Genomic DNA, 23,822 nt, shown 5'->3' with positions numbered 1-23,822 from the left:
CTCAGCCCGCAAGGGCGGCCTCCGTGGCGGGGCACGGTCAGAGCACAAGACCCGTCGACGGCCCGACCCGGCCGCGGCGTCCCGCCCGCCGCAGCCCGCGACGAGCCTGCCGGTCCAGGCCCTGCCGCGACTCCCGCTCCCGGCTGGTCCTCATGGGCGTTATTCGTCCCGAATAACGCCCATGAGGACCAGCCGGAAGAGCAATGCGCGCAGTGGTCCGCGGAGGGCGCGGACCGGGCTCGGCGGGCGTGGGCTGACGACGTACGCGGGAAGGGATCGGGAAAGCGAAAGGGCGGGACTCCCCGAGAGGAGTCCCGCCCTTGTCAACAGAGCGTGAGCGGTCAGACCGTCGCGACGCTGAGCCCGACCTCGTTGACGCCGCGGGTGGCGTCCACGACGAGCTCGCCGTTGCCGAAGCGGCTCAGGGCGCGCAGCGTCCAGGAGCCGGGGGCGGCGAAGAAGCGGAAGACGCCCTCGGGGGAGGTGACGACCTCGGCGGTGAACTCGCCGGAGCCGTCGAGCAGGCGGACGTAGGCGCCGCCCACGAGCTCACCCTCGGCCGTCGTCACGATGCCGGTGATGACGGTTTCCTTCTCCAGGTCGACGCTCGCGGGGAGGGGAGCGGACTGGTCAGGAGCGGCGCAACCGGCGATGTTGGCGGCAGCAGTGCTGGGAGAAGTCATGGTGATCAGGCCTTTCCGGGCTCGTCGCCGAGGGCGATCGGCACACCGATGAGGGAGCCGTACTCGGTCCAGGAGCCGTCGTAGTTCTTGACGTTCTCCTGGCCGAGGAGCTCCTTGAGCACGAACCAGGTGTGCGAGGAGCGCTCGCCGATCCGGCAGTACGCAATGGTGTCCTTGCTGCCGTCCAGCCCGGCGTCGCCGTAGATCTTGGCGAGTTCCTCGTCGGACTTGAACGTGCCGTCCTCGTTGGCGGCCTTGCTCCACGGCACGCTGATCGCGGTCGGGATGTGACCGGCCCGCTGCGACTGCTCCTGCGGCAGGTGCGCCGGGGCGAGCAGGCGGCCGGCGAACTCGTCGGGGCTGCGCACGTCCACCAGGTTCTTCACGCCGATGGCCTGCACGACCTCGTCGCGGAACGCGCGGATCTCCAGGTTCGGGGCCTTGGCCTGGTAGGACGTCTTCGCCCGGGAGGGCACGTCCTTGGTGTAGACGCGGGCGTCGAGTTCCCACTTCTTGCGGCCGCCGTCGAGCAGCTTGACGGACTCGTGGCCGTACAGCTTGAAGTACCAGAACGCGTACGCCGCGAACCAGTTGTTGTTGCCGCCGTAGAGGATCACGGTGTCGTCGTTGGAGATGCCGCGCTCGGACAGCAGCGCGGAGAACTGCTCCTGGTTGACGAAGTCGCGCCGGACCGGGTCCTGCAGGTCCTGCTTCCAGTCGATCTTGATGGCGCCCGGGATGTGGCCACCGTCGTACGCGGTGGTGTCCTCGTCGACCTCGACGAAGACGATGCCGGGGGTGTCCAGGTTCTTCTCGGCCCAGTCGGCCGACACGAGTGCGGTGTCGCGACTCATCGGTTCACTCCCTTGAAAAGTGGGTGAGGGGAGAGTCAGCGCACGGAGGTGTTGTCGCACCCCGCGCGGACCCATCGGTTAGGTGGGATCACGGGCTGGTTTGCGACGGCGCCACTGCCGGGCAGAAAGTTGCCCTGGGCTAGCTAGCTACAGAAAACGTGCTCAGCACTGTGGCCCGTCAGAGGACGGGGCGACACAGGCACGCGGCCACGCGACACAGGTCGATCGCGCGCCTTTTCGTGAGCAACGGGCTCATGGACCGGACATTACCAGCGGTTCCAGAGCGCGGAACAGTACCGACCACGATACGAGACGTTACGGGTGTCACAGGCCGCCGGCGTTGAGGTTCACGTCGTCCGCCCCGAACGTGACGTTCAAGCCGTCCGCCTCCGGGGTCACCGTCTTCACCTTGAGCTGCAGCGGAAGCTTCGGCGCGGGAAGATCCAGAGCCAGCTTCTGCGCGTACGAGTCGATGAAGCCCTGGAACAGCGGAACGTCCGGCAGATTGGCCGCCTTCACGTCGGCGAAACGAACCTGAATCCCCCCGTTGACCACGGTCAGCTTCGCCGTTCCGCTCAGGTCGAGCTGCTGCCCGAGCGCCGTCACCTTGGCCGAGCCGACGAGTTTGCCGTCCTTGGCGGAGAGCGTCACGCCCTTCTGCCCGATCAGGTCGACCAGCTGCGGGTAGTCGATCTTGCCGTTCGCGGTGAGACTGCCGGCCACCACGTCGCCCTGCCCGCTGCGCAGCGCGTCCAGTGGCGCCTTCACGTCCTTGGCGTGGATGTCCAGCAGGTTCAAGTGGATGTCGTCGCCGGTGCCGGTCGGGCCGGAGAAGTTCGGCAATTGGATCCGGATCTCCTTGTAGAGCCCGTCCAGCACCTGGGTCACGAACGGGAAGCCCTCGATGGTCACCTCGGGGGTGTCGCTGCTCGCCTTCTGCGCGCGCACCTGCTCGGTGACCTTGTCGGCGATCACACCCTCGGCGAACGACTTGCCCCACCGGTCCGCCACGAACGCCCCGCCGAGCAGGATCAGCAGCAGTATGACGACGACGATCAGCAGACCGCGGCCCCGGCGACGGCGGCGCGGAGCGGTCTCGTACACCTCGGCCACGGGGCCTCCCGGTTCGTGAGCTGTTGAGGACCGTACATGCCCACGTCCACGGAACCGTGAAACAGACGGTTCAGGTGAGGTAGAGGTGGACCAGGGCGTAGGTCGCAGCGAAGGCGAGGGCGAAACCGCCCAGCGGGCCGGTCATGTGCCGGGCCAGCCAGAACGTCGGCGCCTCACCGGCCAGCCGGCGGCCCGCCTCACCGAAGTTCACCGCGAGGTCGACCAGGATCGCCGCGACCGCCGCGACCAGGCCGGTCACCGCGCCCTTCGCCGGGGTGAACGGCAGGACGAGCTGGCTGCCGAGCCACGCGGTGACGAACGTGCCGACCATCGCGCCGAGCACCACGCCGGCCGCGCCGCGCGGCACCTGCGCGGCGATCCGCGGTTTCGGGAACACGGCGTCGGTGAGCCGCGCCACCAGCAGCGCCAGGCCCGCGCCGGTGCAGCAGACCAGGATCGCCTGGCCGCCGAGCGGCTGACGGCTGAGGACGATCGGGATCACGTACGCCACCACGCCGAGCACGATCAGCAGCGTGGTCCGCCAGGAGTCGGTGATCAGGTGCCGGTCCTCGGCGCGGAACGTCTGCCCGACGATCGCGACCAGGAAGCCGCCCAGGGTCACGTAGAGCAGAGGTGTCAGCCCGGCCTCGTCCGCGGTCGCCGCGAGATAGCAGCCGACCAGGCCGGTGACTCCGGCGACGCCCGCCGTGACGGAGGCGGCCGGCGGGTTCAACGCCATGGTCCACGCGAGCAGGCCGAGCAGTTGGACGCCGAAGAGGACCACCGCGTACGGCAGGCGGATGTCCGGCCCGGTGGTCAGCGACCCGATGATCAGCGCCAGTGCGAGCAGCGCCGCGAAGCCGCCGATCGCCACCGACAGCTTGGCCCGGACCGGGACGACCTCGATCTCCTCGAATTCCTCCTCGCCGTCGGAGTCCGGGTCGCCGGCAGGGGGTTCCTCCGCCGGTTCGTCTTCCGGCACGGCGCCGTACATCCCGGCTTTCGGGCGGCCCGGATTGAGGCGCGCGACGTCACGGGAGGCGTCGGCGTCCCAGGGGTCGTCCTTCGGCATGGAGGGGAACACGACAGCGATCGTGCCAGAACCAGGGCCGGGGCCCAATTCGCCGCCCGTATGTAAAAGGCTTGTTACCAACCGGGCGTTATGGCACCTAGCAGGCGTTTGATACATCACTTGCGAGCGCTGACAGGTCGCCAGACCGCCTGGATCGGTTAAGGTAACCGCAACCCACCCGTCGGTGACGCCGGGCCCAGTCTCTCCGGTGGCGAAGCTCTGAGCTGCGCAAACCGGGTCACCCGAGCGGCCACTCGAATGCCGCGAGGACGGAGGTGAGTGTGGAGATCCTTCTGTTGGTGACGGCACGTGCCGGTGAGCCTTCTGCCGTGCTGCCCGCTTTGGACCTGCTGCCCCACTCGGTACGGACCGCGCCCCGCGATGTGCGCACTCTGGTGTCCGGGCCCAGCCCCGACGCCGTTCTGGTCGACGCGCGTTCGGAGCTTTCCGAGGCACGTGCCACCTGCCGCATGCTGCACGCCACCGGCATCGGTGTCCCGCTGGTCGCGGTCGTCACCGAGGCCGGCCTGATCGCCCTGAACGCGGATTGGGGTGTCGACGACGTGATCCTGGCCAGCGCCGGCCCGGCCGAGGTCGAGGCCCGGTTGCGGCTCTGTGTCGGCCGGATCAACAACGCGACCGCCGGCGCGGGCGGCTCGATCCGCGCCGGTGAGCTCAACATCGACCCGGACACGTACGCCGCGAAGCTCAAGGGTCGCCCGCTCGACCTGACGTACAAGGAGTTCGAGCTGCTCAAGTTCCTCGCGCAGCACCCGGGCCGGGTCTTCACCCGTGACCAGCTGCTCCGCGAGGTCTGGGGCTACGACTACTTCGGCGGCACGCGGACGGTCGACGTGCACGTCCGGCGCCTGCGGGCCAAGCTCGGCTCGGAGTACGAGTCGATGATCGGCACCGTGCGCCAGGTCGGCTACAAGTTCGTGACCCCGCCGTCCGGCCGCCAGCTGCCGGACAACGACCCGGTGTCGCTGCCGGTCTGATCGATCATGACGGAGAGACTGTCCGCCTCGGCGGCCGAGGCTGTGCTGGCACTGGCCGCCGCGGCGGACTACTCACTCTCCGAGGACGTGGAGCTGCGCGTCCGCAACGGCGGGGGCGAGCACGTTCTCGCCCACGCGCCGGACGGCAGCCTCGCCGGTTACGCGTTCTTCGAGAACGGGTCCGGTGAGCTGGTCGTCCACCCGGCCCATCGCCGGCAGGGCCACGGCACCGCGCTGCTCGCGGCGGCCGGCCCCGGCCCGTTGCAGGTCTGGGCGCACGGTGACGATCCCGGCGCCCGTGCGTTCGCCGAGCGCAACGGCTTCACCCGCGCCCGCGTGCTGTGGCAGATGCGCCGCTCGCTGCTCGAGCCCCTGCCCGACGTTCCCCTGCCGGACGGCGTGACCGTCCGCGGCTTCCGCCCCGGCTCCGACGAGCAGGCCTGGCTCGGGGTGAACTCGCGGGCCTTCGCCCACCATCCGGAGCAGGGCCGCTGGACCCTCGACGATCTGCTGGTGCGCGAGGCCGAGCCGTGGTTCGACCCGGCCGGCTTCCTGCTCGCCGTCGACATCACCGACACCGTGCTCGGCTTCCACTGGACCAAGGTGCACCCGCCGGCCGGTGACGACCCGGCGCTGGGGGAGATCTACGTGCTCGGGGTCGATCCGAGCGGGCACCGGCGCGGGCTGGGCGCCGCGCTGAGCGTGGCCGGGCTGCGTCATCTCGCGGCGGCCGGGCTGCAGTGGTCGAGCCTCTACGTGGACGAGTCGAACGAGGCCGCCGTGCGGTTGTACCGGGGCCTCGGGTTCGAGATCTACCAGGCGGACATCAACTACCACCGCGCGTGAGGCGTCCGCGGCGGACCGGGGGTCGAGCCCGGCACGTCGCCATCGTGGGTGTGACGGCCGGCACGGTAGGTCACTGAACCCTGTCGATGCGTAGTGAACAGTCTCTCGGATAACGGCCCGGACAAGGCAATGTCTCGGTAGCGTCACGGCTGTCCCCTAATATCCGACATTCCGGGTAGCGGGGACGTAGTTCACTTTCCAGCAAACTGAACCTCAGGGCGTGGTCACTTTGCGGGGATGACGTATTCACCCCTAGTTCATTTGCGCCCGGCTCGCAGGTCACTTGGCACTCTTAGCTTTCTTCTCGAGCCGGTGAGCGACCGGCTGCACTGAACCCGAAGGGGACAACAACCGTGAAGTTCCAGCGCACCGGTCTGGTTGCCGGCATTGCTCTGACTGCGACGATCGCGCTCACCGCGTGCGGTTCGGACAACGACACCAAGGCGGAGACCGGCGCCGCTGCCCCGTCCGCGGGCACCTGCGTCGGCGGCACCATCTCTGCTCAGGGCTCCAGCGCGCAGAAGAACGCGATGGACGAGTGGATCAAGGCGTACACGGCCGCGTGCAGCTCCGCGAAGATCGACTACAACCCGAACGGCTCGGGCGCCGGCGTGAAGGCCCTCATCCAGGGTCTCGCCGACTTCGCCGGCTCGGACTCCGCCCTGAAGGACGACGAGCAGCCCCAGGCCGACGCCAAGTGCGGCTCGCCGGCCATCAACCTCCCGATGGTCACCGGCCCGATCGCCGTGGTCTACAACGTGGCGGGCGTCGAGGGTCTGCAGTTCTCGCCGGCCACCCTGGCGAAGATCTTCGCCGGCACCGTCACCAAGTGGAACGACCCGGCCATCGCCGCCGAGAACAAGGACGCCAAGCTGCCGGACGCCACCATCGAGGCCGTCCACCGCGCTGACGAGTCCGGCACCACCGACAACTTCACCAAGTACCTGAGCAAGACCGCCGAGAAGGACTGGACCTTCGGCAACGCCAAGGCGTGGCCGGCGACCAAGGGCGGCACCGGCGCGAACAAGTCGGACGGCGTCGCGTCCAAGGTCAAGGGCACCCCGAACACCATCTCGTACGTCGAGCTGTCCTTCGCGGAGAACAGCAGCCTGCAGACCGCCAAGGTGCAGAACGGCGCCGGTGAGTTCACCGAGCTGACCGCCGAGTCGGCCGGCAAGACCATCGAGGGTGCCGAGATCAAGGGCACCGGCAACGACCTGAAGCTGAGCATCGACTACAACACCAAGACGGCGGGTGCCTACCCGATCGTCCTGGCGACCTACGAGATCGTCTGCAGCAAGTACGCCGACGCCGCCAAGGGCAAGGCCATCCAGGGCTTCCTGAAGTACACCTCCTCCGCCGAGGGTCAGTCGAAGCTGAAGGACCTGGGCTACGCGCCGCTGCCGGAGTCGGTGCGCGCCAAGGTCGCCACCTCGGTCGCCGCGATCTCCTGAACCCCCCGGTTCGTTAATCCCTCCGAGACGACAGCGAGCGCGTAGATGGGTGACAACCCCTCCCGCTCGGGGAATCACACCGCCGGCGACCTGGACGTGACACCTCGTCACGCCCGGGGCGCCGGTTCCGGCGTATCCCCGAGCAGTCACGAAGAGCCCCCGATCGGCGGGGGCGGTGCCCTGCCCAAGAAGTCCAGGTTCTCGATGGAGACCGGCTTCCGCGGTCTATCCACCTCTGCCGGTGCGATGGTGCTGGTCATCATCGTCGCGATCGCCATCTTCCTGATCTCGAAGGCGGTCCCGGCCATCCAGGCCGACCACGAGAACTTCCTGACCTACAACCGGTGGAGCCCGAACGAGGCGACCCCGGCCTTCGGCATCGCCGTCCTGGCCCTCGGCACGGTGCTGACGTCGATCATCGCCCTGGTCGTGGCGGTGCCGATCGCGATCGGGATCGCCCTCTTCCTGTCGCACTACGCGCCGCGCCGGCTGGCCACGCCGCTGGGCTTCGTGATCGACCTGCTCGCGGCGGTGCCCAGTGTGGTCTTCGGTCTCTGGGGTCGCGACCTGTTCCAGGAGCCGGTCCGAGACTTCTCGGTCTGGCTCAACCACTACTTCGGATGGATCCCGATCTTCGGGGGCGACGGGCCGTTCGGCCAGTCGCTGATGCTCGGTGGCCTGGTCCTCGCGATCATGGTGCTGCCGATCGTCACCTCCCTGTCCCGCGAGGTCTTCCAGCAGACCCCGGGCATGAACGAGGAAGCCGCGCTGGCCCTCGGCGCGACCAAGTGGGAGATGATCCGCACCGCGGTGCTGCCCTACGGCAAGCCCGGGGTGATCGCCGCGGTCATGCTCGGCCTGGGCCGCGCCCTCGGCGAGACCATCGCGCTCGCCCTGACGCTCGGCATCACCTGGGAGATCTCGTTCAACCTGATCCAGACCGGTGGTAACTCGATCGCCGCGAACATCGCCAACTCGTTCAACGAGGCGAACGACACCGGTCGCGGCGCGCTGATCGCCTCCGGTCTCGTGCTGTTCGCGATCACCCTGATCGTCAACATGACGGCGCGGGCCATCATCTACCGCCGCCGCGAGTTCCGGGACAGTGCCGCATGAGCCTTTTGGATCAAGAGATGCCCGAGGTCGTGATGACCCCGGACAACATCCGCAGCAAGAAGTTCCCGCTGGTCCAGAACATCCTCGTCGCGGTGGTCGCGTTCGTGGTGGCGGCCGTCGTGGTGCTCTCCACCGGCATCGGCAACTGGGTGCTGGTCGTCGTGCTCGGTGGCGTGCTCTACCTGGCCGGCCTCAACTTCGTCGCCGGTCGCGTGGAGGGCAAGCGCGCCGCCCGCAACCGGATGTGGCAGACCGCCATCTACACCGCCTGCCTGCTGGCCGTCCTGCCGCTGGCCTCGGTCGTCTGGACGCTGATCTCCAAGGGCGCCGAGCGGCTCGACGGTGACTTCTTCGGCAGCTCGATGGCGAACATCGGCGCCCGCGACGCGAACGGTGGCGCCTACCATGCGATCATCGGCACCCTGGAGCAGGTCGGCATCGCCACCCTGATCGCGGTGCCGCTCGGCGTGCTCGGCGCGATCTACCTGACGGAGTACGGGCGTGGCAAGTTCGCCACCACGATCCGCTTCTTCGTCGACGTCATGACCGGTATCCCGTCGATCGTCGCCGGCCTGTTCGTCCTCTCCTTCTGGGTCCTGGTCGTCAGCAAGTGGTTCAACGACGGCAACCCGCAGTACTCGGGCTTCGCGGCCTCGCTCGCGCTGACCGTGCTGATGCTCCCGACGATCGTGCGCTCCACCGAGGAGATGCTGCGGCTGGTGCCGGGGCCGCTCCGGGAGGGCGCGTACGCGCTGGGCGTCCCGCAGTGGAAGACGATCCTGAACGTCGTCCTGCCCACCGCGGCGCCCGGCATCGTCACCGGCGTCATGCTCGCCATCGCCCGCGCGGCCGGCGAGACGGCCCCGGTGCTCCTGGTCGCGGGTGGTCTCTCGCGGATCAACTTCGACCCGTTCAGCGGCGGTCAGTCCTCGCTGGCGCTCTACGTGTACCAGCAGGCCGCTGACGCCTCGAAGTACGCGCCGGCCCGGGCCTGGACGGCCGCGCTCACCCTGGTGGCGCTCGTCCTGATCCTGACCATCGCCGCCAAGCTGCTCGCCCGTCGCAACAAGTTGACCCGGTAAAGAAGGTTCTCCCATGGCCAAGCGCATCGAGGCGAGCAACGTCTCCTCCTACTACGGCTCCTTCAAGGCGATCGACAACGTCTCGATGACCGTCGAGCCGAAGACGATCACCGCGCTCATCGGTCCCTCCGGCTGCGGCAAGTCGACCTTCCTCCGGTCGATCAACCGCATGCACGAGGTCCTGCCGAACGCGCGGATCGAGGGCCGCCTCACCATCGACGACCAGAACATCTACGACCCGGACGTGGACATCACGGCCGTACGTCGCATGATCGGCATGGTCTTCCAGCGGCCCAACCCGTTCCCGACCATGTCGATCTACGAGAACGCGGTCGCCGGCCTCAAGCTCAACGGCGTCAAGAAGAAGTCCCTGCTGGACGACGCCGCCGAGAAGTCGCTGCGCTCCGCGAACCTGTGGGACGAGGTCAAGGACCGGCTCGACCGCCCGGGCGCCGGCCTCTCCGGTGGTCAGCAGCAGCGTCTCTGCATCGCCCGCACCATCGCGGTCGAGCCGCAGGTCGTGCTGATGGACGAGCCGTGCTCCGCGCTCGACCCGATCTCGACGCTGGCGATCGAGGACCTGATGTTCAAGCTGAAGGACCGCTTCACGATCATCATCGTCACGCACAACATGCAGCAGGCCGCCCGGGTCAGTGACAAGACCGGCTTCTTCTCGATCGACAAGACCGGCGAGCCCGGCCGCCTCATCGAGTACGACGACACGCAGAAGATCTTCAGCAACCCGTCGCAGAAGAAGACCGAGGACTACATCACCGGCCGCTTCGGCTGAGCTGGGTTTGATGGCCTCGCTTCGCTATGCGTGCTGGTTGAGCAGGTGAAGATCAAGGGCGCCGATCTCCTCGTACGGGGAAATCGGCGCCTTTGGTCTTTGCTCAGGCCCCACCCCAACCGGGGGCAGGCCGCCCACCGACCATTGTCCCGGCAATCGGCAAGATCACGTGGGCGGGCTGTGGACAACCGGTCGCTGTGGAAAACGGTCTACAGGGCGAACGTCGCGGTACCATCCGGCCCGACCTCGATCCGGGGCGTCACCGGGTTGGCGGCGTCCCGGTGCTCCGAGGCGGCCACCACGCCCGGGATCGTGCCGGCGGCGGCGATCTGGTTCAGCGTGTGCCGGGTCGGCGGCAGCATCGGCAGTTCCGCCGAGTCCAGCGGGTCGATCCACGCGGTCCGGTCGGCCTCGCCGGAGACGTCCCGGGCTTCCTGCGACTCCGGCAGCAGCGCCGCGAAAAACCACGTGTCGAACCGCTTCGGCTCGAACTCCGGCGTGATCCACCGGGCCCACGGCAGCAGCAGGTCGTCGCGCAACCGCAGCCCACGGCGTTCCAGCAGGTCAGCCATGGTCAGCTCGCGGCGCAGCACGGCGGCCCGGTCCGACTCCCACGCCGGGTCGTCCGCGTCGGCCACGGTGCGATCCGGTTCCGTGGCCGGGCCGGCCAGCACGATCCCGGCCTCCTCGAACAGCTCACGCGCGGCCGCACCGACCACCGCCCGGGCCTGTTCCTCGGGCACGCCGAGCCGAGCCGCCCAGTCGTCGCGCAGGGTCTCCGGGCGATCCGACGGGTCGACGGCGCCGCCGGGGAACGCGTAGACGCCGCCGAAGGCCATCGACGTCATGCGGCGCAACACGTACACCTGGAATCGGGGTTCGGCCGGTCGGAGCAGGACCACAGTGGCGGCCGGGCGGGCCGGCGCCGGCGGACCGGTGAATTCCCGGGCCCTCTTGATCATCGCGGGGGGAAGCGGCATCGGCTCGGTCACCGCCCGATCCTGCCACCACGGAGCCCGCAGCCGATACGGTATCGATCATGACCGGACAGAACGTTCGCTGGGGAATTCTCGGGCTCGGCGGGATCGCCGCGACCTTCGCCGCCGACCTGCCCCTGGTGCCGGGCGCCGAGCTGGCCGCTGTCGGCTCGCGCGACCAGGCGACCGCCGACGCCTTCGCCGAGAAGCACGGGTTCGCCCGCGCGCACGGCTCCTACGCCGCCCTGGCCGCCGACCCCGACGTCGACGTCATCTACATCGCCACCCCGCACGCCTACCACCGCGACGTCGCCCTGCTGTGCATCGAAGCCGGCAAGCACGTGCTCGTCGAGAAGCCGATCACCCTCGATCTGCCGGCCGCCGCCCAGCTGGTCGAGGCCGCCCGGGCCCGCGGCGTCTTCCTCATGGAAGCGATGTGGATGCGCTGCAACCCGGCCATCCGCAAGGCCGCCGAGCTCGTCGACGAGGGCGCGATCGGCTGGGTCAGCTCGATCCACGCCGACTTCGGGCTGCAGGGGCCGTTCGCCGCCGAGCATCGCCTGCGTGCCCCCGCGCTGGGTGGCGGCGCGCTGCTGGACCTGGGCGTCTACCCGATCCATCTGGCGCATCTGTTTCTGGGGCTGCCCATCTCCGTGCAGGCGTGGGCCCACCTGACCCCGGAGCGCGTCGATGAGCACACCGGCATCCTCCTCGGCTGGCAGTCCGGCGCGGTCGCCGCTCTGACCTGCAGCATCAACGGCGCCAGCCGTAACGCCGCGTCGATCACCGGCACCGACGGCCGGATCGACATCCCGCCGGGCTTCATGGTGCCGCGCTCGTTCACGCTGAGCCGCCCGAACAAGGCGCCGGAGACGTTCGAGTTCGAGTTCCCCGGCAGCGGTTACCAGTTCGAGGCCGCCGAGGTGCAGCGCTGCCTGGCCGCCGGCGAGTTGGAGAGCTCGCTGATCCCGCAGACCACCACCCTCGAGGTCATGAACCTGCTGGACTCCATCCGGGAACAGATCGGCGTCTACTACCAGTGATCCGCCGGCTCGCTCCTCCCGTCAGAACCAGCTGAAGAGGGTGAGTCGCGTGGCCCGCCTGACCCGCCGGTGCTCGCGTCGGCGGGACCCTCGGGGCGGCCGAGGAGCCGGGCGGACTCACGGCGTACGCGGGAGGGGTCTGTCAGGTGAAGAACGGGCGGGTGACGAAGTAGAGCAGGCAGGCGATCAGGGCCGCGGCGGGGAACGTGGTGATCCAGGCGATGATGATGTTGCCGGCGACGTTCCAGCGGACCGCGCTCAGGCGTTTCGTCGCGCCGACGCCCATGATCGCCGACGTGATCGTGTGGGTCGTCGAGATCGGGGCGTGCAGGACCCAGGCGTTGAAGTACAGCACCGAGCTGGCCACCACCTCCGCGGCGAATCCCTCGGCCGGGCCCAGGTCGATGATCTTGCGGCCGAGGGTACGGATGATGCGCCAGCCCCCGGTGTACGTGCCCGCCGCCAGCATCGTCGCCGACGCCCAGTAGACCCACTGCGGGATGTGCGTCGTGTCGCTCTGGTAGCCACCGGTGTAGAGGGCGAGGACCACGATGCCCATCGTCTTCGCCGCGTCCTGGGTGCCGTGACCGATCGCCATCGCGGCGGCCGAGACCGTCTGGGCGTAGCGGAAACCGCGGTTGAGCCGGCCGGGGTGCCCGCGCCGGAAGGTCCACATCAGCGCGACCATCGCGACGAACCCAAGGATCAGCCCCACGACGGGGGACAGGACCATCGGGAGCAGGACCTTCTGCGCGATGTTGGCCCACTGGACGCTACCGATGCCGGCGAAGAGCGTGGCGCCGACCAGCCCGCCGAAGAGCGCGTGCGACGAGCTCGACGGAAGCCCGAAGTACCAGGTGATCAGATTCCACGAGATCGCGCCGAGCACGCCGGCGAAGACGATCCCCAGGCTCGGGATGCCGGTCGGCAGGTGGACCAGGCCCTCACCGACCGTCTGGGCCACCTTCGTGCCGAGGTGGGCCCCGATGAAGTTGCCGACCGCCGCCATCCCCAGCGCCACCCGCGGGGTGAGGGCGCGGGTGCTGACACTGGTCGCGATCGCGTTGGCGGCGTCGTGGAAGCCGTTGGTGTAGTCGAACACCATCGCGGCGATGATCACCGCCAGGACGGCGACGAGTTCCGGGGACAACCTCAGGACTCCTTGACCGCGATGGTCTCGACGGTGTTCGCCACGTGCTCGAACGCGTCGCAGGCCGCCTCCAGCTCGTCGGCGACCTCCTTCATCTTGAGGACGGTCAGCGCGTCGTACTCCCCGGAGAAGAGCCGGACCAGCAGCATCCGGTAGGAGCGGTCGCCGTCGTTCTCCAGGCGGTTGATCTCGATCCAGTACTCCTCGAGACCCTTCATCGACCGCAGCCGGGGCATCGCCTCGGCGGTGATCTTCGCCTGCTGGTCGAGGACGGTGAACAGCTCGTGCATCTCGCGCGGCAGTGACGGCAGCTCGGTCAGCCCGTACAGGTAGAGCAGGTTGCCGACCGCTTCGAGGTGGTCCATGACGTCGTCGAGCTGGGAGCCGAGCGAGTAGATGTCGGCCCTGTCGAACGGGGTGATGAAGGTGGAGTTGATCTTCTTGTACAGCTCGTGGGTGATCGCGTCGCTGTCGTGCTCCAGGTCGCTCAGCCGTTCACTGACCGACTGGACGTCCACCCCGGGCAGCGCGAGCTCGTTGAGCATCTCGGTGCCCTTCACCAGGTTGTACGAGGCCCTGGTGAAGAGATCGTAGAAAACGCCCTCGACGGGGCGGAAGGAAAACTTCACGGTGCGGACCTCGATCGACGGGCGTGGGCGTTTGATCTCCGACCCGCATGCTAGCGGTCCACCTGAGTTCACCCCTCGGACACGGTGCTAAACCGTTTCGTGAGTGTCGCGCGTCCGGGCAGGTGGGAACCGCGCAGGTACTTGCCCAGACCGTGGAGGTCGGTGTCGGCGATCACGTCCACGCCGGCCGACCACAGCTCCGCCCAGACCGCTGCCCGGGCGCGCCGGCCGCCTTCCGGCAGGCCGCTCATCCGCACCGCGCGTCCCTCGTCGTGGGCCGCCCGCACCAGCGCGTGCAGCAGGTGCCGTTCCTCAGCCGCGATCGGCTCCCGGCCGTCCCAGCCGAACCGGTGCGCCCACGCCTCGCTGAGCACCGGCGCCAGCTCCACCGGGGCGGACGCGGAGCCCAGCTCGTCGAAGCCGGCCTCGGTGAACGCGAACCGCACCGGCTGGGCGGCGAGCAGGTCCCGGGCGTCGACGATGCCGGCCACCGTCACGGTGACCACGCCCGGCGTCAGCTCGCCCCCGGAGTACCGGCTGAGCAGCGGCGCGTGGTCGCGCAACTGCTGGTCGAGCATCCGATAGGCGCGCAGCAGCGACTCGGGGTCCCGGTTCGCCCCGGCGAACTCGACGACCAGCTGGAACGGCATCCGCTGGTCGTTCCAGAGCCGGCCGCCGGTGGCCTGCGCGCGGGTGAACAGCGGCGCCAGGACGAGCCGGCGCAGGGTGCGGCCGGGCTGCGGGCCGCCGGGTCCGAGGAAGAGCTCGCCGTGCGGGCCGGGGACGACCCGTACCGTCATCCCGCCCAGCCCGAGCCGCAGCACCGTCGGCAGCGGGTCGGCGAGCCGGTCCCCGACCAGCGCGTGCCCCTCGGGCAGGCTGGCCCGCGACCGGCGTGCCAGGGCGATCGACATGGCCCCGCCCGCGCCGGCGAGACCGGCCAGACTGCCAGCGAGAGTTGCCATGTCCTGCACGGTGCATCACCCCAATTGAGCAGAAAATCCGTTTTATACTCTGGCACAGGTGCTACCCGAGCCCCGGCATCCCGCGCAGAATTGCCCCATGCCGTCGTCAGCCGCGAGCGAGTTCGAGGCCCACCGGTCCCATTTGACGGCCGTCGCCTTCCGGATGCTGGGCAACCGGTCCGAGGCCGAGGACGCCGTCCAGGAGGCGTGGCTGCGTTTCGCGCAGGCCGAGGAGATCCGCGACGTGCGCGGCTGGCTGACCACGGTCACCGCCCGCATCTGTCTCGACCAGCTGACTTCCGCCCGCGTACGGCGTACGTCCTACACCGGCGAGTGGCTGCCCGCGTTCGCCGTCGACCCGGACGCTGACCCGGCCCTCTCCGCCGAACGCTCCGACCAGGTCGGCATCGCCCTGCTCGTGGTCCTGGAACGGCTCACCCCGGAGCAGAGGGTCGCGTTCGTGCTGCACGACGCGTTCGGCGTGCCGTTCGAGGAGGTGGCCGCGGTGCTCGACACGACACCCGCGGCGGCCCGGCAGCACGCGTCGCGCGGGCGCAAGGCGGCGGCCGAGGGCGGGATCCGGCACTCGGCGGGAGTGGCCGAGCAGCGCCGGGTGCTGTCGGCGTTCCTGGTCGCGGCGCAGAGCGGCGATGTCCGTGCCCTCGCCGCGGTCCTGGCCCCTGACGTGGTGGCGATCAGCGACGGCGGCGGAGTGGTGCGCGCGGCGCTGCGGCCGGTTCACGGCTGGGAGAAGGTGGCCCGCTTCTTCCACGGCCTGATCAGCCGCCGGATGGACGAGGTGCGCGATCTCACCGTCGAGCCGGTGCTGGTCGAGGGCGACGCCGGGGTGCTGGTGCGCGGCGTCTGGCCGGACGGCTCGCCGGTGCTCTCGGTGCTCACCGCGGCCGTCGAGGACGGGCGGATCACCGGCCTCTTCGTGCAGCAGAACCCGGAGAAGGTGTTACTGGGTGACCTCGGATAGGTGCTTGCGGTAGTGCGTGGCGAACGGCTCGGTGCCGTCGCCCAGCCGGCCCATCAGCAACTCGGCAGCCGCGTTCGCCTCGACGACCAGATCCTGCGGGTAGCCGAACCGGACCCGGTGCTCCTCGAACTCGTCCTCGTCGCGCAGCTCGACCAGACCCGTCTCGCGGCGCCGCACCACGTCCAGGTCGAGGTCGATGATGTGCACCGTGTCACCCTCCCAGCGCGCCGGGGTGGTGATGTCGCAGTAGACCTCACTGGTCCGCGGCGGCGGGTTGAACATCCCGGTCCACCACGCGTGATGGGGCACCAGCAGCACGAACGGGATCTGCTCGACGGACGGGCGGCCGTGGTAGACCGAGGCCGTGCCCTGCGTCACGCCGACCCAGATGCCCAGGTCGTCCTCGGCCAGACGACGGGCCGGATAATCACGATGAGCCGATCCGTCGTACTTCGTGTAGATGACCCGGACCATCTCGCTCGGCATGGGTGCACCCTAACGGTGACCCGGATATGTCGGTGGTGGCGGGTACGGTTCCTGCGTGCCCGCAGCTACCCAGAAGCCCGCTCGTTCATCGAGGAAGAAGGCGACCGCCGAGCAACTCCTTGCTGCCGCGGTCGGCGCCGTCCCCGGCGGCTCCGCACGCCCTGGTCAGCAGGCCATGGTCGCGGCGATCGACAAGGCCATCAAGGACCGTGAGCACCTGCTCGTGCAGGCCGGCACGGGCACCGGCAAGAGCTTGGGATACCTCACCCCCGCCCTGCTCGTCGAGGGCCCGGTGGTGGTCTCCACGGCCACCCTCGCCCTGCAGAACCAGCTGGTCGAGCACGACCTGCCCCGGCTCGCCACGGCGGTCGAGCCAGTGCTGGGGCGCAGGCCCACCTTCGCCGTGCTCAAGGGCCGCCACCACTACCTCTGCATGGCCAAGCTCGAGCACGTCGACGAGCAGGCGCCGACCGACACGCTCTTCGACGACGCGCCCGCGACGCCCAAGGCCGGCCAGTGGCTGGGCGAGGCCGGGCGGCTCGGCAAGCAGGTCGTGCGGATCCGCAACTGGGCCGAGAAGACGCAGACCGGCGACCGCGACGAGCTCGACCCCGGCGTGGAGGACGCGGCCTGGCGCTCGGTCTCCATGCCGGCGCGCGATTGTGTCGGCGCGGCGCGCTGCCCCTACGGTCAGGAATGCTTCGCCGAGGCGTCCCGGGTGCGCGCCCGGGAGGCCGACATCGTCGTCACCAACCACAGCCTGCTCGCCGTCGACATGCTCGCCGAGCGGCACATCATCCCGCCGCACAAGCTGCTCGTCGTCGACGAGGCGCACGAGCTCGCCGAGCGGGTCTCGTCGGCGTCCCAGGCCGAGCTCACGCCGGACGCGATCGAGCGGGCCGGCCGCCGCGCGCGCACGCTGATCCCGCAGGCCGCCGCCGAGACGCTGGCCGAGGCCGCCGACGCGCTCACCGTCGGTCTCGCCGACGTGCCGGCCGGGCGGCTCACCAACGGTCTGCCCGACGCGCTGCGCCAGGCCGTCACCCTGCTGGAGTCGGCGACGCGGGCCGGCCTCACCGCGATCGGCGACGTCAAGGGCGACGACCCCGATCCGGTACGGAAACAGCAGGCCAAAGCGGTTCTCGACGAGCTCTCGGCGACGGCGCAGCGGCTGCTGGAGGAGGACTCGTTCGACGTCGCCTGGGTGGAGAAATCGGAGCTCGGCGCCGGTCGGCGAGCGCTCGTGGTGGCGCCCCTCTCGGTCGCCGGGACGTTGTCGCAGGCCCTCTACGAGGACCGGACCGTGGTGGCCGCCTCGGCGACGCTGACCCTGGGCGGCCGGTTCGACACCGTCGCCCGGTCGCTCGGCCTGCCCGTCTCCAGCACCGACAGCAAGGGCGAGGGCTGGACGTCGCTGGACGTCGGCTCCCCGTTCGACTACCCCAAACAGGGCATTCTGTACGTCGCGGCGCACCTGCCCCGGCCGGCGGCCTCCGGGCTGCCCGACGCCGCCGGGCAGGAGCTGCTGCGGCTGGTCGAGTCGCTCGGCGGGCGCACGCTCGGGCTCTTCTCCTCCCGCAAGGCGGCCAGCCAGGCGGCCGAGCTGCTGCGCGCCAAGACCGACCTGCCGATCCTGCTGCAGGGCGACGAGACGCTGCCGATCCTGGTCCGCAAGTTCCGGGAGGAGAAGTCGAGCTGCCTGTTCGGCGTGATGTCGCTGTGGCAGGGCGTCGACGTCCCCGGCGACTCGTGCCAGCTCGTGGTGATCGACCGGCTGCCGTTCCCGCGCCCCGACGAGCCGCTCGCCGCGGCCCGCTCGGCGGCGGTGGACGCGACCGGCGGCTCCGGATTCGCCGCGGTCAGCGTGCCGATCGCCGCGGTCCGCCTGGCCCAGGGCGTGGGCCGGCTGATCCGGTCGACCGGTGACAAGGGCGTGGTCGCCGTCCTCGACTCGCGGCTGGAGACCGCCCGGGGTTACGGCACGTTCCTGCGGAACTCGCTGCCCCCGTTCTGGTACACGACGAATCCGGACGTGGCGCTGGGCGCCCTGAAGCGCCTGGGTGCCACCGAGTGAAGCTGCTCGCTGCCGTTCCGACGCCGGAATGCCAGACAGTCACTTCTCGGGGATGACATCGAGGGTTGTCGCGGGTGCAGTTGCCGACGGTCTCCAGTGCCGACGGCGAGACTTCGGGGGTGGCCCAGATTCCCCGGGTCGGAGAGTTGCACAAGAGCCAGCTGACCTCGCGAGCCTGTGCGCTGAGCGCGGCGAGCGTCGAGGTGATCGACATGGCGCTGAGGTCGGCACTCGACCTCTGAGGTGAGCGGGACCGGAGTGGCGGATGTGACGGGCGTGTCACCATGGCTGCCGTGACACTGGGGGTTGGGTATGTGGGGCCGCCCGCGTCCGCTCCGAAGCGGCGCCGACGGTGGGTCGGTGCTGTGGTCGGCGCCTGGATCGTGGTGCTGGCGCTGATCTCGTGGTGGTCGATCCGGAACGATCCGGCGACCGTGCCCGAGCAGCGCAGCATCGAGCAGGCCATGCCCTCCCTGCGAGAAGCGGCCGGAGTGCTGCTGACGGCGGCCGAGAACGCCGCCGCACGGGGCGGTCCGGTGCCGTGGGCGGTGCGGTTGGGGGAGGTCCGGAGTGAGAGCTGCTCGCTGACGCCGGTGCGGCCCGGGGTCCAGGGGAGCCGCGACGTCGTCCTCTACGTGCCGCAAGGCCAGGCCAAGGCAGCGTTCGACCAGGTCGCGGCCGCGCTTCCGGGTGACTTCCACGCCAGTGTGCTGGCGACGAGGGTCGCCACGAGGCTGTCCTTCTACGCCGACGCGGGGAACTTCATCGCGATCGACGGCGAGGCACAGCCCGACGATCAGGTTCTGGTGCTGTCGGCGGGCACCGGGTGCCGGCCGGGGACGACCGCGGGTGGGAGTGATCCGGCGCCGGGCGCGGCTCCGGCGGTGCTGGGCGAGACGCTGGCGGCCCTCGGCGGGCCGGCCGGCGCCGCGGTGACCACGGAGGCGGTGGCATGTCCCGGAGGCGGCACGGCGGCGACCTATCAGGCGACCGCCGGCAGGAGCGGGGACGGGCCACGCGGAGTGCCGGCGGGCGTTACGCCGGTGTGGTCACAGGCGGGCGGATGGGCGTACGCGCAGGGGCCGGTCTTCGTCGTTGTCGATGACAACGGGGAAAATTTGCGGCTCAGCGTGACGACGACCTGCGGTCAGTAGACGAGGGCCTGCGCGCCCTCGGTCATGATCTCCTCGACGAAGACGGCGGCGCCGGCGATGCGGATGCCGGGGATGACGTCTGCGGGGCCGATGTCGCGGCGGGCGGCGCACTGGGTGCACGCAGTGATCCGGCCGGCCTCCAGCAGCACCTCGATGAGGTCGGGCAGCGGCGCGGCATGCGGCAGGGTGAACCCGGCGGCGCGGCCCGGCAGGGCGAACCACGTGGACTCGCCGGTCAGCCAGAACGACACGTCGACCCCGGCGGTCGCGGCCGTTGTCGCGACGTTGAACGCCTGGTTGCAGCGTTCCGGGGCGTCGGCGCCGGCGGTGGCCTTGACGACCAGCAAACGTGCCATACCGGCCAGCATAAGATGGGCCGGTCATGGTTACGGAGATCGGGTTCGTGAGCCTGCTGGTCGCCGGGATAGGCGCGCTGGCGGGCGGTTTCGGCTATTTGGCAATGCGTATTTCGAGGGGGCGCTGGTGAGTAACGGCGAGACGGAAAACCCACTGGGCCCGCCGCCGTGGCTGAACGCCCCGCCGGTCGGCGACTATCCCTACGAGGACACCCACGACCTGCGGGTCGGCCCTGACCTGCACCCCTCGTTGCTGGGGCTGCTGCCGTTCATCGGGCTGTGGCGGGGCCGTGGCCAGGGTGGTTTCCCGGCGGAGGAGGACTTCAACTTCGCCCAGGAGATCCGGATCAGCCACGACGGGCGGGACTTCCTGCGCTTCGAGTCGCGGGCCTGGCTGCTCGACGACGAGTCGCAGCCGCTCGGGCAGGCGCTGACCGAGTCCGGCTTCTGGCGGCCGGTGCTGGTCGACGGCCGGCCCGGTGACGAGATGGAGGCGACGATGATCCGGCCGGACGGCGTCGCCGAGCTCTACCTGGGCAAGGCCGCCGGGACGCGGCTGGAGATGGGGACGGACGCGGTGGCGTACACGGCCACCGGCCTGCACGTGACCGGCGGGCATCGGCTCTTCGGGATCGTCGAGGGGGCGCTGCTCTACGCGCACGAGATCTCGATCGACAACAGTGGGCTGACCCCGCACATGTCGGCGCGCCTGCTCCGCATCGGCGGTTAGTAACCCAGCAGGTCCAGCAGACGGGGTGTCCACGGCGAGCGCGTCCGTGGCTCCCCGTCCAGCGAGACCACCTCAGCCAGCCCGCGCAGCGACGACGAGAACCAGATCGCGTCGGCCGCGGCCAGCTCCGGCAGCGTGATCATCCGCTGGACCGGGCGCAGGCCCGCCGACGGCGCCAGGGACAGCAGATGCGCGGCGGTGATGCCGGGCAGGATGGCGGCCTCCTCCCACGGGACGGTCCCCAGCTCGTCCCCGGCGAGCCAGACGATCGACGCGGTCGGCCCCTCCAGGACGTACCCCTCGAGGGAGAGCCAGACGACGTCGTCGGCGTGCTGCCGTGCCGCCCAGCGCCGCGCCGCGAAGTTGTTCGCGTAGGACAGTGACTTGGCGGCGGACAGCGACCACGGCGGACGTCTCCCGGCGGCGACACCGAGGTCGGCGCTGAGCACGCGGATGCCGTCCCGGCGCTGCCGGAGCACCGGTTCGGGGATCTCCGAGACGCCGACATGCAGCAGATTCCGGGTGTAGATGATGCGCAGGGCGCCGTCGGAAGCCGACAGACCGGAGACGTCGGGATCCGGTGGCGGCATGTCGAGCAGCGCGGCCGACCTGGCCAGCCGGTCAAGGTGCTCCTGGAGGAGCCAGGGCCCCGACGGCCGCAGATGCAGCGTCTCGAACACCCCGTCCCCCATCAGGTCTCCCGGGGACACCACGATTCGCTCGTTCATCAACGTGAAACTAGCGAACTATGCTCGTGGGGTGTCCGCCACTTCGCTTGCCGCCATGCTCCGAGAGCGCGGTCTGCGGCTCACCCCGCAGCGCCAGCTGATCCTGGAAGCGGTGCACGAGCTCGGCCATGCGACGCCCGAGTCGGTGCACAACGCGGTCCGCGAGCGGGTCGCCGGAGTCAACATCACCACTGTGTACCGGACGCTCGAGCTGCTGGAAGAGCTCGGCCTGGTCAACCACACCCATCTCTCGCACGGCTCGCCGACCTATCACGCGGCCGGTGAGCACCAGCACGTGCACCTCGTCTGCCGCTCCTGCGGCTCGATCGAGGAGATGGACCCGGCGGTGCTGCGCCCGGTCTGCGACCAACTGCTCGACGAGCGGGACTTCCGCGTCGATGTGGGACACGTCTCCCTGTTCGGGGTCTGTGGCAAGTGCAAGGAGTCGGAGTGACAGTCGTCATGGTCGAGGATCTCGACCCCAGTTCCGCCGATGCCGGGGTGCCGGCCCACTTCGGTGACCCGATGAAGGAGCAGCGGCTCCTGGAGACCGCGGTCGGCCTGGTCGACCGGTCGAACCGGGACGTCATCGCCGTGCCCGGCCCGGAACGTGCGAGCTGGCTGCACACGCTGACCACCCAGCACCTGTCGGACATCTCCGCGAATCAGGGCAGTGAGCTGCTGGTCCTCTCGCCGCACGGGCATGTCGAGCAGCACGCGTTCGTCACCGAGGACGGGACGACGGCCTGGTTGGACACCGAGCCGGGCGCCGGCGCCGGGCTCCTGAAGTACCTTGAGATGATGCGGTTCTTCACGCAGGTCGACCCGCGTGACGCCACGTCCGAGATCGCGGTCCTGTCGCTGGTCGGCCCGGCCGCCGCGGATCTCTTCCCCGACCTCGCGGAACCCCGGGTCGGCGCGGTGCCGGGCCCCAAGTTCGCCGCCGGGTCCGTGCCGCCCGAGGCCACCGCGATCTATGCGGTACGGCCGTTCGAGGGTGGCCTGGCTCGCCGCGTCCCGCACGGCGTCGACCTGCTGGTCCCGCGGCACGCGAAGACCTCGGTGATCGAGAAGCTCGGCGTGCCCAGGGCCGGCCTGTGGGCGTTCGAGGCGATCCGGGTCGCGGCGAGGACCCCGCGGCTCGGTCACGAGACCGACCACAAGACGATCCCCGCCGAGGCGGAACTCCAGGCCACGGCGGTCCACCTGGACAAGGGCTGCTACCGCGGCCAGGAGACGGTCGCCCGGGTGCACCACCTGGGCCGGCCGCCGCGGCGCCTGGTCCTGCTGCACCTCGACGGGATTGCCACCGATCACCCGCCGGCGCAGGGCACGCCCGTCGAGCTGGACGGGCGGGCGGTGGGCTTCGTCGGGACCGCGGTGCGCCACCACGAGCTGGGGATGGTCGCGCTCGCCGTGATCAAGCGGAACGTGGCTGACGACGCGCGTCTCATGGTGGGGGAGTCGGCGGCCGCGATCGACGCCTGAGGACGTGGTGGCCGCTGCTTCGTTCGTACGCGCCGGGCGGCTCTTGATTTTGTTTCGGGGTCTGCGGGCGCGGTGGCAGGATGACCGGCATGACCGGGACCTTGATCACCGTCGCCCCGACCGGCGCGGAGAGCAGCAAGGCGGACGTGCCGGCTCTGCCAGTGACCCTGGACGAGCTGGTCTCGACTGCTAAAGAGTGTGAGGCGCTCGGCGCCTCGATCATCCACGTGCACATCCGGGACGCCGCCGCCCGGCCGACCCTCGACCAGGGCCGGCTGCGCGCGACGGTGGCCGCGCTGCGCGAGTCGACCGGCCTGATCGTGCAGCTCTCCTCGGGCGGCGCGGTGACCGACCCGGAGACCGACCGGCTGGCGGTGCTCGACGCCGCGCCGGAGATGGCCTCGTGCACGATGGGCACCGTCAACTTCGGTGACGACGTCTTCATGAACCGCTGGGACTTCATCGTCGACCTGCACACCCGCATGCAGGAACGCGGCATCGTCCCCGAATACGAGATCTTCGACCTCGGCCAGCTCACCACCCTGCAGCGGCTCCTGAGCAAGCACGGGCTGCCGTTCGGCGGGCACGTGCACGTCGACCTGGTGATGGGCGTGCCCGGTGGGATGCCCGGCACCGCGGCCGCGCTCGTCGCCTGCGAGCAGGTGATCCGTGACCTGCCGGCCGGCACCACGTTCTCGGCGACCGGCATCGGGCGCAGCACGATCCCGGTGATCCTGGCCTCGCTGTCGGCCGGCGGTCACCTGCGGGTCGGCATGGAGGACACCATCACGTACGCGAAGGGCCGCCCCGTCGAGTCGAACATGCAGCTCGTGGCGCGTGCGGTCGCCTTCGCCCGGCTGGCCGAGCGCCCGCCGCTGAGCCCGGGGCAGGCGCGCGAGCTGCTGGGGGTGCCGGCCCGATGAGCGAGCTGGTGAGTTCAGTCGCCCCGTCGTCGTGGCGCCGGTGCGCGGCGGAGGTGGCGTCGTGAGCATCGTCTTGTCGTGGCGCCGGAGCGCAGCAGAGGGGATGTCATGAGCATCGTCTTGTCGTGG

28 protein-coding genes are annotated in these 23,822 nt (G+C 70.1%); 16 read left to right on the top strand and 12 right to left on the bottom strand.

Translation table 11 applies throughout. The features are described 5' to 3' along the window. Nucleotides 1-341 precede the first annotated feature (341 nt). The 5 genes from Acy02nite_RS22100 to Acy02nite_RS22085 all read right to left on the bottom strand — a co-directional run bounded on the left by Acy02nite_RS22100 (nucleotide 342) and on the right by Acy02nite_RS22085 (nucleotide 3,722). Nucleotides 342-683, bottom strand: a complete 342-nt coding sequence (locus tag Acy02nite_RS22100; RefSeq protein ID WP_203743431.1) for a DUF1416 domain-containing protein — start codon at nucleotides 681-683, stop codon at nucleotides 342-344. A 5-nt stretch (nucleotides 684-688) separates the two neighbouring features. Beyond that, complete coding sequence (locus tag Acy02nite_RS22095; protein ID WP_203743429.1) at nucleotides 689-1,537, bottom strand: sulfurtransferase; 849 nt, start codon at nucleotides 1,535-1,537, stop codon at nucleotides 689-691. 178 nt (nucleotides 1,538-1,715) lie between these two features. Further along, nucleotides 1,716-1,793 (bottom strand): Ms5788A family Cys-rich leader peptide, encoded by a 78-nt coding sequence (locus tag Acy02nite_RS47620; RefSeq protein ID WP_369009918.1) that lies wholly within the window; start codon nucleotides 1,791-1,793, stop codon nucleotides 1,716-1,718. Nucleotides 1,794-1,861: 68 nt separating this feature from the next. Then, nucleotides 1,862-2,650, bottom strand: a complete 789-nt coding sequence (locus Acy02nite_RS22090) for an LmeA family phospholipid-binding protein (protein WP_203743427.1) — start codon at nucleotides 2,648-2,650, stop codon at nucleotides 1,862-1,864. A gap of 70 nt (nucleotides 2,651-2,720) precedes the next feature. Continuing rightward, nucleotides 2,721-3,722, bottom strand: coding sequence for a hypothetical protein (locus Acy02nite_RS22085; protein WP_203743456.1), 1,002 nt, complete (start codon nucleotides 3,720-3,722; stop codon nucleotides 2,721-2,723). A gap of 281 nt (nucleotides 3,723-4,003) precedes the next feature. Here Acy02nite_RS22085 and Acy02nite_RS22080 point away from each other — a divergent pair, with 281 nt between their 5' ends. The 6 genes from Acy02nite_RS22080 (at nucleotide 4,004) to pstB (ending at nucleotide 10,008) form a co-directional block, all read left to right on the top strand. Then, nucleotides 4,004-4,720 (top strand): winged helix-turn-helix transcriptional regulator, encoded by a 717-nt coding sequence (locus Acy02nite_RS22080; protein WP_203743425.1) that lies wholly within the window; start codon nucleotides 4,004-4,006, stop codon nucleotides 4,718-4,720. Between the two features lie 6 nt (nucleotides 4,721-4,726). Next, nucleotides 4,727-5,566: a mycothiol synthase gene (gene mshD, locus Acy02nite_RS22075; protein WP_203743423.1), complete on the top strand. Its 840-nt coding sequence runs from the start codon at nucleotides 4,727-4,729 to the stop codon at nucleotides 5,564-5,566. 353 nt (nucleotides 5,567-5,919) lie between these two features. Beyond that, nucleotides 5,920-7,020: a phosphate ABC transporter substrate-binding protein PstS gene (gene pstS / locus Acy02nite_RS22070; RefSeq protein ID WP_203743421.1), complete on the top strand. Its 1,101-nt coding sequence runs from the start codon at nucleotides 5,920-5,922 to the stop codon at nucleotides 7,018-7,020. Between the two features lie 45 nt (nucleotides 7,021-7,065). After that, entirely contained in the window at nucleotides 7,066-8,136 is a 1,071-nt protein-coding gene (gene pstC / locus Acy02nite_RS22065) for a phosphate ABC transporter permease subunit PstC (RefSeq protein ID WP_203743419.1), read from the top strand. Nucleotides 8,137-8,168: 32 nt separating this feature from the next. After that, nucleotides 8,169-9,218, top strand: a complete 1,050-nt coding sequence (pstA, locus tag Acy02nite_RS22060) for a phosphate ABC transporter permease PstA (RefSeq protein WP_239175086.1) — start codon at nucleotides 8,169-8,171, stop codon at nucleotides 9,216-9,218. A 13-nt stretch (nucleotides 9,219-9,231) separates the two neighbouring features. Beyond that, the gene (pstB, locus tag Acy02nite_RS22055) at nucleotides 9,232-10,008 is read left to right on the top strand and encodes a phosphate ABC transporter ATP-binding protein PstB (RefSeq protein WP_203743415.1); all 777 of its coding nucleotides are present in this window, start codon (nucleotides 9,232-9,234) and stop codon (nucleotides 10,006-10,008) included. A 209-nt stretch (nucleotides 10,009-10,217) separates the two neighbouring features. Here pstB and Acy02nite_RS22050 read toward each other — a convergent pair whose 3' ends face one another. Continuing rightward, nucleotides 10,218-10,988 carry an NUDIX hydrolase gene (locus Acy02nite_RS22050; protein WP_203743454.1) on the bottom strand — a complete coding sequence of 257 codons (771 nt, stop codon included), beginning with the start codon at nucleotides 10,986-10,988 and terminating at the stop codon, nucleotides 10,218-10,220. Nucleotides 10,989-11,047: 59 nt separating this feature from the next. Here Acy02nite_RS22050 and Acy02nite_RS22045 point away from each other — a divergent pair, with 59 nt between their 5' ends. Next, nucleotides 11,048-12,028 carry a Gfo/Idh/MocA family protein gene (locus Acy02nite_RS22045; RefSeq protein ID WP_203743413.1) on the top strand — a complete coding sequence of 327 codons (981 nt, stop codon included), beginning with the start codon at nucleotides 11,048-11,050 and terminating at the stop codon, nucleotides 12,026-12,028. A gap of 142 nt (nucleotides 12,029-12,170) precedes the next feature. Here Acy02nite_RS22045 and Acy02nite_RS22040 read toward each other — a convergent pair whose 3' ends face one another. From Acy02nite_RS22040 to Acy02nite_RS22030, 3 genes are all read right to left on the bottom strand, one after another. Next, nucleotides 12,171-13,178 (bottom strand): inorganic phosphate transporter, encoded by a 1,008-nt coding sequence (locus Acy02nite_RS22040; RefSeq protein ID WP_203743411.1) that lies wholly within the window; start codon nucleotides 13,176-13,178, stop codon nucleotides 12,171-12,173. Between the two features lie 2 nt (nucleotides 13,179-13,180). Next, nucleotides 13,181-13,807, bottom strand: coding sequence for a DUF47 domain-containing protein (locus Acy02nite_RS22035; RefSeq protein ID WP_203743409.1), 627 nt, complete (start codon nucleotides 13,805-13,807; stop codon nucleotides 13,181-13,183). Nucleotides 13,808-13,875: 68 nt separating this feature from the next. Further along, entirely contained in the window at nucleotides 13,876-14,772 is an 897-nt protein-coding gene (locus tag Acy02nite_RS22030; RefSeq protein WP_239175072.1) for a PI-PLC domain-containing protein, read from the bottom strand. 97 nt (nucleotides 14,773-14,869) lie between these two features. Between Acy02nite_RS22030 and sigJ the strand changes: the two genes are divergently transcribed. Continuing rightward, entirely contained in the window at nucleotides 14,870-15,754 is an 885-nt protein-coding gene (sigJ, locus tag Acy02nite_RS22025; RefSeq protein WP_203743407.1) for an RNA polymerase sigma factor SigJ, read from the top strand. Here the strand turns inward: sigJ and Acy02nite_RS22020 are convergent. Further along, nucleotides 15,734-16,240: a DUF402 domain-containing protein gene (locus tag Acy02nite_RS22020; RefSeq protein ID WP_203743405.1), complete on the bottom strand. Its 507-nt coding sequence runs from the start codon at nucleotides 16,238-16,240 to the stop codon at nucleotides 15,734-15,736. The two genes, sigJ and Acy02nite_RS22020, sit on opposite strands and share 21 nt — an antisense overlap. Nucleotides 16,241-16,295: 55 nt before the next feature. Here Acy02nite_RS22020 and Acy02nite_RS22015 point away from each other — a divergent pair, with 55 nt between their 5' ends. From Acy02nite_RS22015 to Acy02nite_RS22005, 3 genes are all read left to right on the top strand, one after another. Then, nucleotides 16,296-18,314, top strand: coding sequence for an ATP-dependent DNA helicase (locus Acy02nite_RS22015; RefSeq protein ID WP_203743403.1), 2,019 nt, complete (start codon nucleotides 16,296-16,298; stop codon nucleotides 18,312-18,314). Nucleotides 18,315-18,388: 74 nt separating this feature from the next. Further along, nucleotides 18,389-18,556 (top strand): hypothetical protein, encoded by a 168-nt coding sequence (locus tag Acy02nite_RS22010; protein ID WP_203743401.1) that lies wholly within the window; start codon nucleotides 18,389-18,391, stop codon nucleotides 18,554-18,556. A gap of 51 nt (nucleotides 18,557-18,607) precedes the next feature. Then, nucleotides 18,608-19,468: a hypothetical protein gene (locus tag Acy02nite_RS22005; RefSeq protein ID WP_239175071.1), complete on the top strand. Its 861-nt coding sequence runs from the start codon at nucleotides 18,608-18,610 to the stop codon at nucleotides 19,466-19,468. On the opposite strand, the gene Acy02nite_RS22000 is transcribed toward Acy02nite_RS22005, so the two are convergent. Then, nucleotides 19,462-19,836, bottom strand: a complete 375-nt coding sequence (locus tag Acy02nite_RS22000) for a DsrE family protein (protein WP_203743400.1) — start codon at nucleotides 19,834-19,836, stop codon at nucleotides 19,462-19,464. The genes Acy02nite_RS22005 and Acy02nite_RS22000 overlap by 7 nt on opposite strands. Before the next feature lie 14 nt (nucleotides 19,837-19,850). On the opposite strand from Acy02nite_RS22000, the gene mtfM reads away from it, so the two are divergent. Beyond that, entirely contained in the window at nucleotides 19,851-19,955 is a 105-nt protein-coding gene (mtfM, locus tag Acy02nite_RS47230) for a small membrane protein MtfM (RefSeq protein WP_267548402.1), read from the top strand. Beyond that, nucleotides 19,952-20,554, top strand: a complete 603-nt coding sequence (locus Acy02nite_RS21995; RefSeq protein ID WP_203743398.1) for a heme-binding beta-barrel domain-containing protein — start codon at nucleotides 19,952-19,954, stop codon at nucleotides 20,552-20,554. The genes mtfM and Acy02nite_RS21995 overlap by 4 nt, the downstream gene beginning before the upstream one ends. Here the strand turns inward: Acy02nite_RS21995 and Acy02nite_RS21990 are convergent. Beyond that, on the bottom strand, nucleotides 20,551-21,282 hold the full coding sequence (locus tag Acy02nite_RS21990) for an aminotransferase class IV (RefSeq protein WP_203743396.1): 732 nt from the start codon (nucleotides 21,280-21,282) through the stop codon (nucleotides 20,551-20,553). The genes Acy02nite_RS21995 and Acy02nite_RS21990 overlap by 4 nt on opposite strands. Nucleotides 21,283-21,313: 31 nt before the next feature. Here Acy02nite_RS21990 and Acy02nite_RS21985 point away from each other — a divergent pair, with 31 nt between their 5' ends. The 3 genes from Acy02nite_RS21985 to Acy02nite_RS21975 all read left to right on the top strand — a co-directional run bounded on the left by Acy02nite_RS21985 (nucleotide 21,314) and on the right by Acy02nite_RS21975 (nucleotide 23,693). Beyond that, the gene (locus Acy02nite_RS21985; protein ID WP_203743394.1) at nucleotides 21,314-21,736 is read left to right on the top strand and encodes a Fur family transcriptional regulator; all 423 of its coding nucleotides are present in this window, start codon (nucleotides 21,314-21,316) and stop codon (nucleotides 21,734-21,736) included. A gap of 8 nt (nucleotides 21,737-21,744) precedes the next feature. Then, entirely contained in the window at nucleotides 21,745-22,770 is a 1,026-nt protein-coding gene (gene ygfZ / locus Acy02nite_RS21980; RefSeq protein ID WP_239175084.1) for a CAF17-like 4Fe-4S cluster assembly/insertion protein YgfZ, read from the top strand. Between the two features lie 89 nt (nucleotides 22,771-22,859). Beyond that, complete coding sequence (locus Acy02nite_RS21975; RefSeq protein WP_425548242.1) at nucleotides 22,860-23,693, top strand: beta-keto acid cleavage family enzyme; 834 nt, start codon at nucleotides 22,860-22,862, stop codon at nucleotides 23,691-23,693. Nucleotides 23,694-23,822 lie beyond the last annotated feature (129 nt).

It is taken from the genome of Actinoplanes cyaneus, assembly GCF_016862095.1.
Classification (GTDB): Bacteria; Actinomycetota; Actinomycetes; order Mycobacteriales; family Micromonosporaceae; genus Actinoplanes; species Actinoplanes cyaneus.
The sequence above is the reverse complement of the archived record's forward strand: the minus strand, read 5'-3'. Positions and strand labels throughout refer to the sequence as shown.

Coding starts and splice junctions, on each gene's coding strand:
- Acy02nite_RS22000 (WP_203743400.1), bottom strand. CDS start 19,836: ATGCTGGCCGGTATGGCACGTTTGCTGGTCGTCAAGGCCACCGCCGGC.
- Acy02nite_RS22045 (WP_203743413.1), top strand. CDS start 11,048: ATGACCGGACAGAACGTTCGCTGGGGAATTCTCGGGCTCGGCGGGATC.
- ygfZ (WP_239175084.1), top strand. CDS start 21,745: ATGGTCGAGGATCTCGACCCCAGTTCCGCCGATGCCGGGGTGCCGGCC.
- Acy02nite_RS22095 (WP_203743429.1), bottom strand. CDS start 1,537: ATGAGTCGCGACACCGCACTCGTGTCGGCCGACTGGGCCGAGAAGAAC.
- pstA (WP_239175086.1), top strand. CDS start 8,169: ATGACCCCGGACAACATCCGCAGCAAGAAGTTCCCGCTGGTCCAGAAC.
- Acy02nite_RS21975 (WP_425548242.1), top strand. CDS start 22,860: ATGACCGGGACCTTGATCACCGTCGCCCCGACCGGCGCGGAGAGCAGC.
- Acy02nite_RS22030 (WP_239175072.1), bottom strand. CDS start 14,772: ATGGCAACTCTCGCTGGCAGTCTGGCCGGTCTCGCCGGCGCGGGCGGG.
- Acy02nite_RS22085 (WP_203743456.1), bottom strand. CDS start 3,722: ATGCCGAAGGACGACCCCTGGGACGCCGACGCCTCCCGTGACGTCGCG.
- mshD (WP_203743423.1), top strand. CDS start 4,727: ATGACGGAGAGACTGTCCGCCTCGGCGGCCGAGGCTGTGCTGGCACTG.
- pstC (WP_203743419.1), top strand. CDS start 7,066: ATGGGTGACAACCCCTCCCGCTCGGGGAATCACACCGCCGGCGACCTG.
- Acy02nite_RS22020 (WP_203743405.1), bottom strand. CDS start 16,240: ATGCCGAGCGAGATGGTCCGGGTCATCTACACGAAGTACGACGGATCG.
- Acy02nite_RS22100 (WP_203743431.1), bottom strand. CDS start 683: ATGACTTCTCCCAGCACTGCTGCCGCCAACATCGCCGGTTGCGCCGCT.
- Acy02nite_RS47620 (WP_369009918.1), bottom strand. CDS start 1,793: ATGAGCCCGTTGCTCACGAAAAGGCGCGCGATCGACCTGTGTCGCGTG.
- mtfM (WP_267548402.1), top strand. CDS start 19,851: ATGGTTACGGAGATCGGGTTCGTGAGCCTGCTGGTCGCCGGGATAGGC.
- Acy02nite_RS21990 (WP_203743396.1), bottom strand. CDS start 21,282: ATGAACGAGCGAATCGTGGTGTCCCCGGGAGACCTGATGGGGGACGGG.
- pstB (WP_203743415.1), top strand. CDS start 9,232: ATGGCCAAGCGCATCGAGGCGAGCAACGTCTCCTCCTACTACGGCTCC.
- sigJ (WP_203743407.1), top strand. CDS start 14,870: ATGCCGTCGTCAGCCGCGAGCGAGTTCGAGGCCCACCGGTCCCATTTG.
- Acy02nite_RS22050 (WP_203743454.1), bottom strand. CDS start 10,988: ATGCCGCTTCCCCCCGCGATGATCAAGAGGGCCCGGGAATTCACCGGT.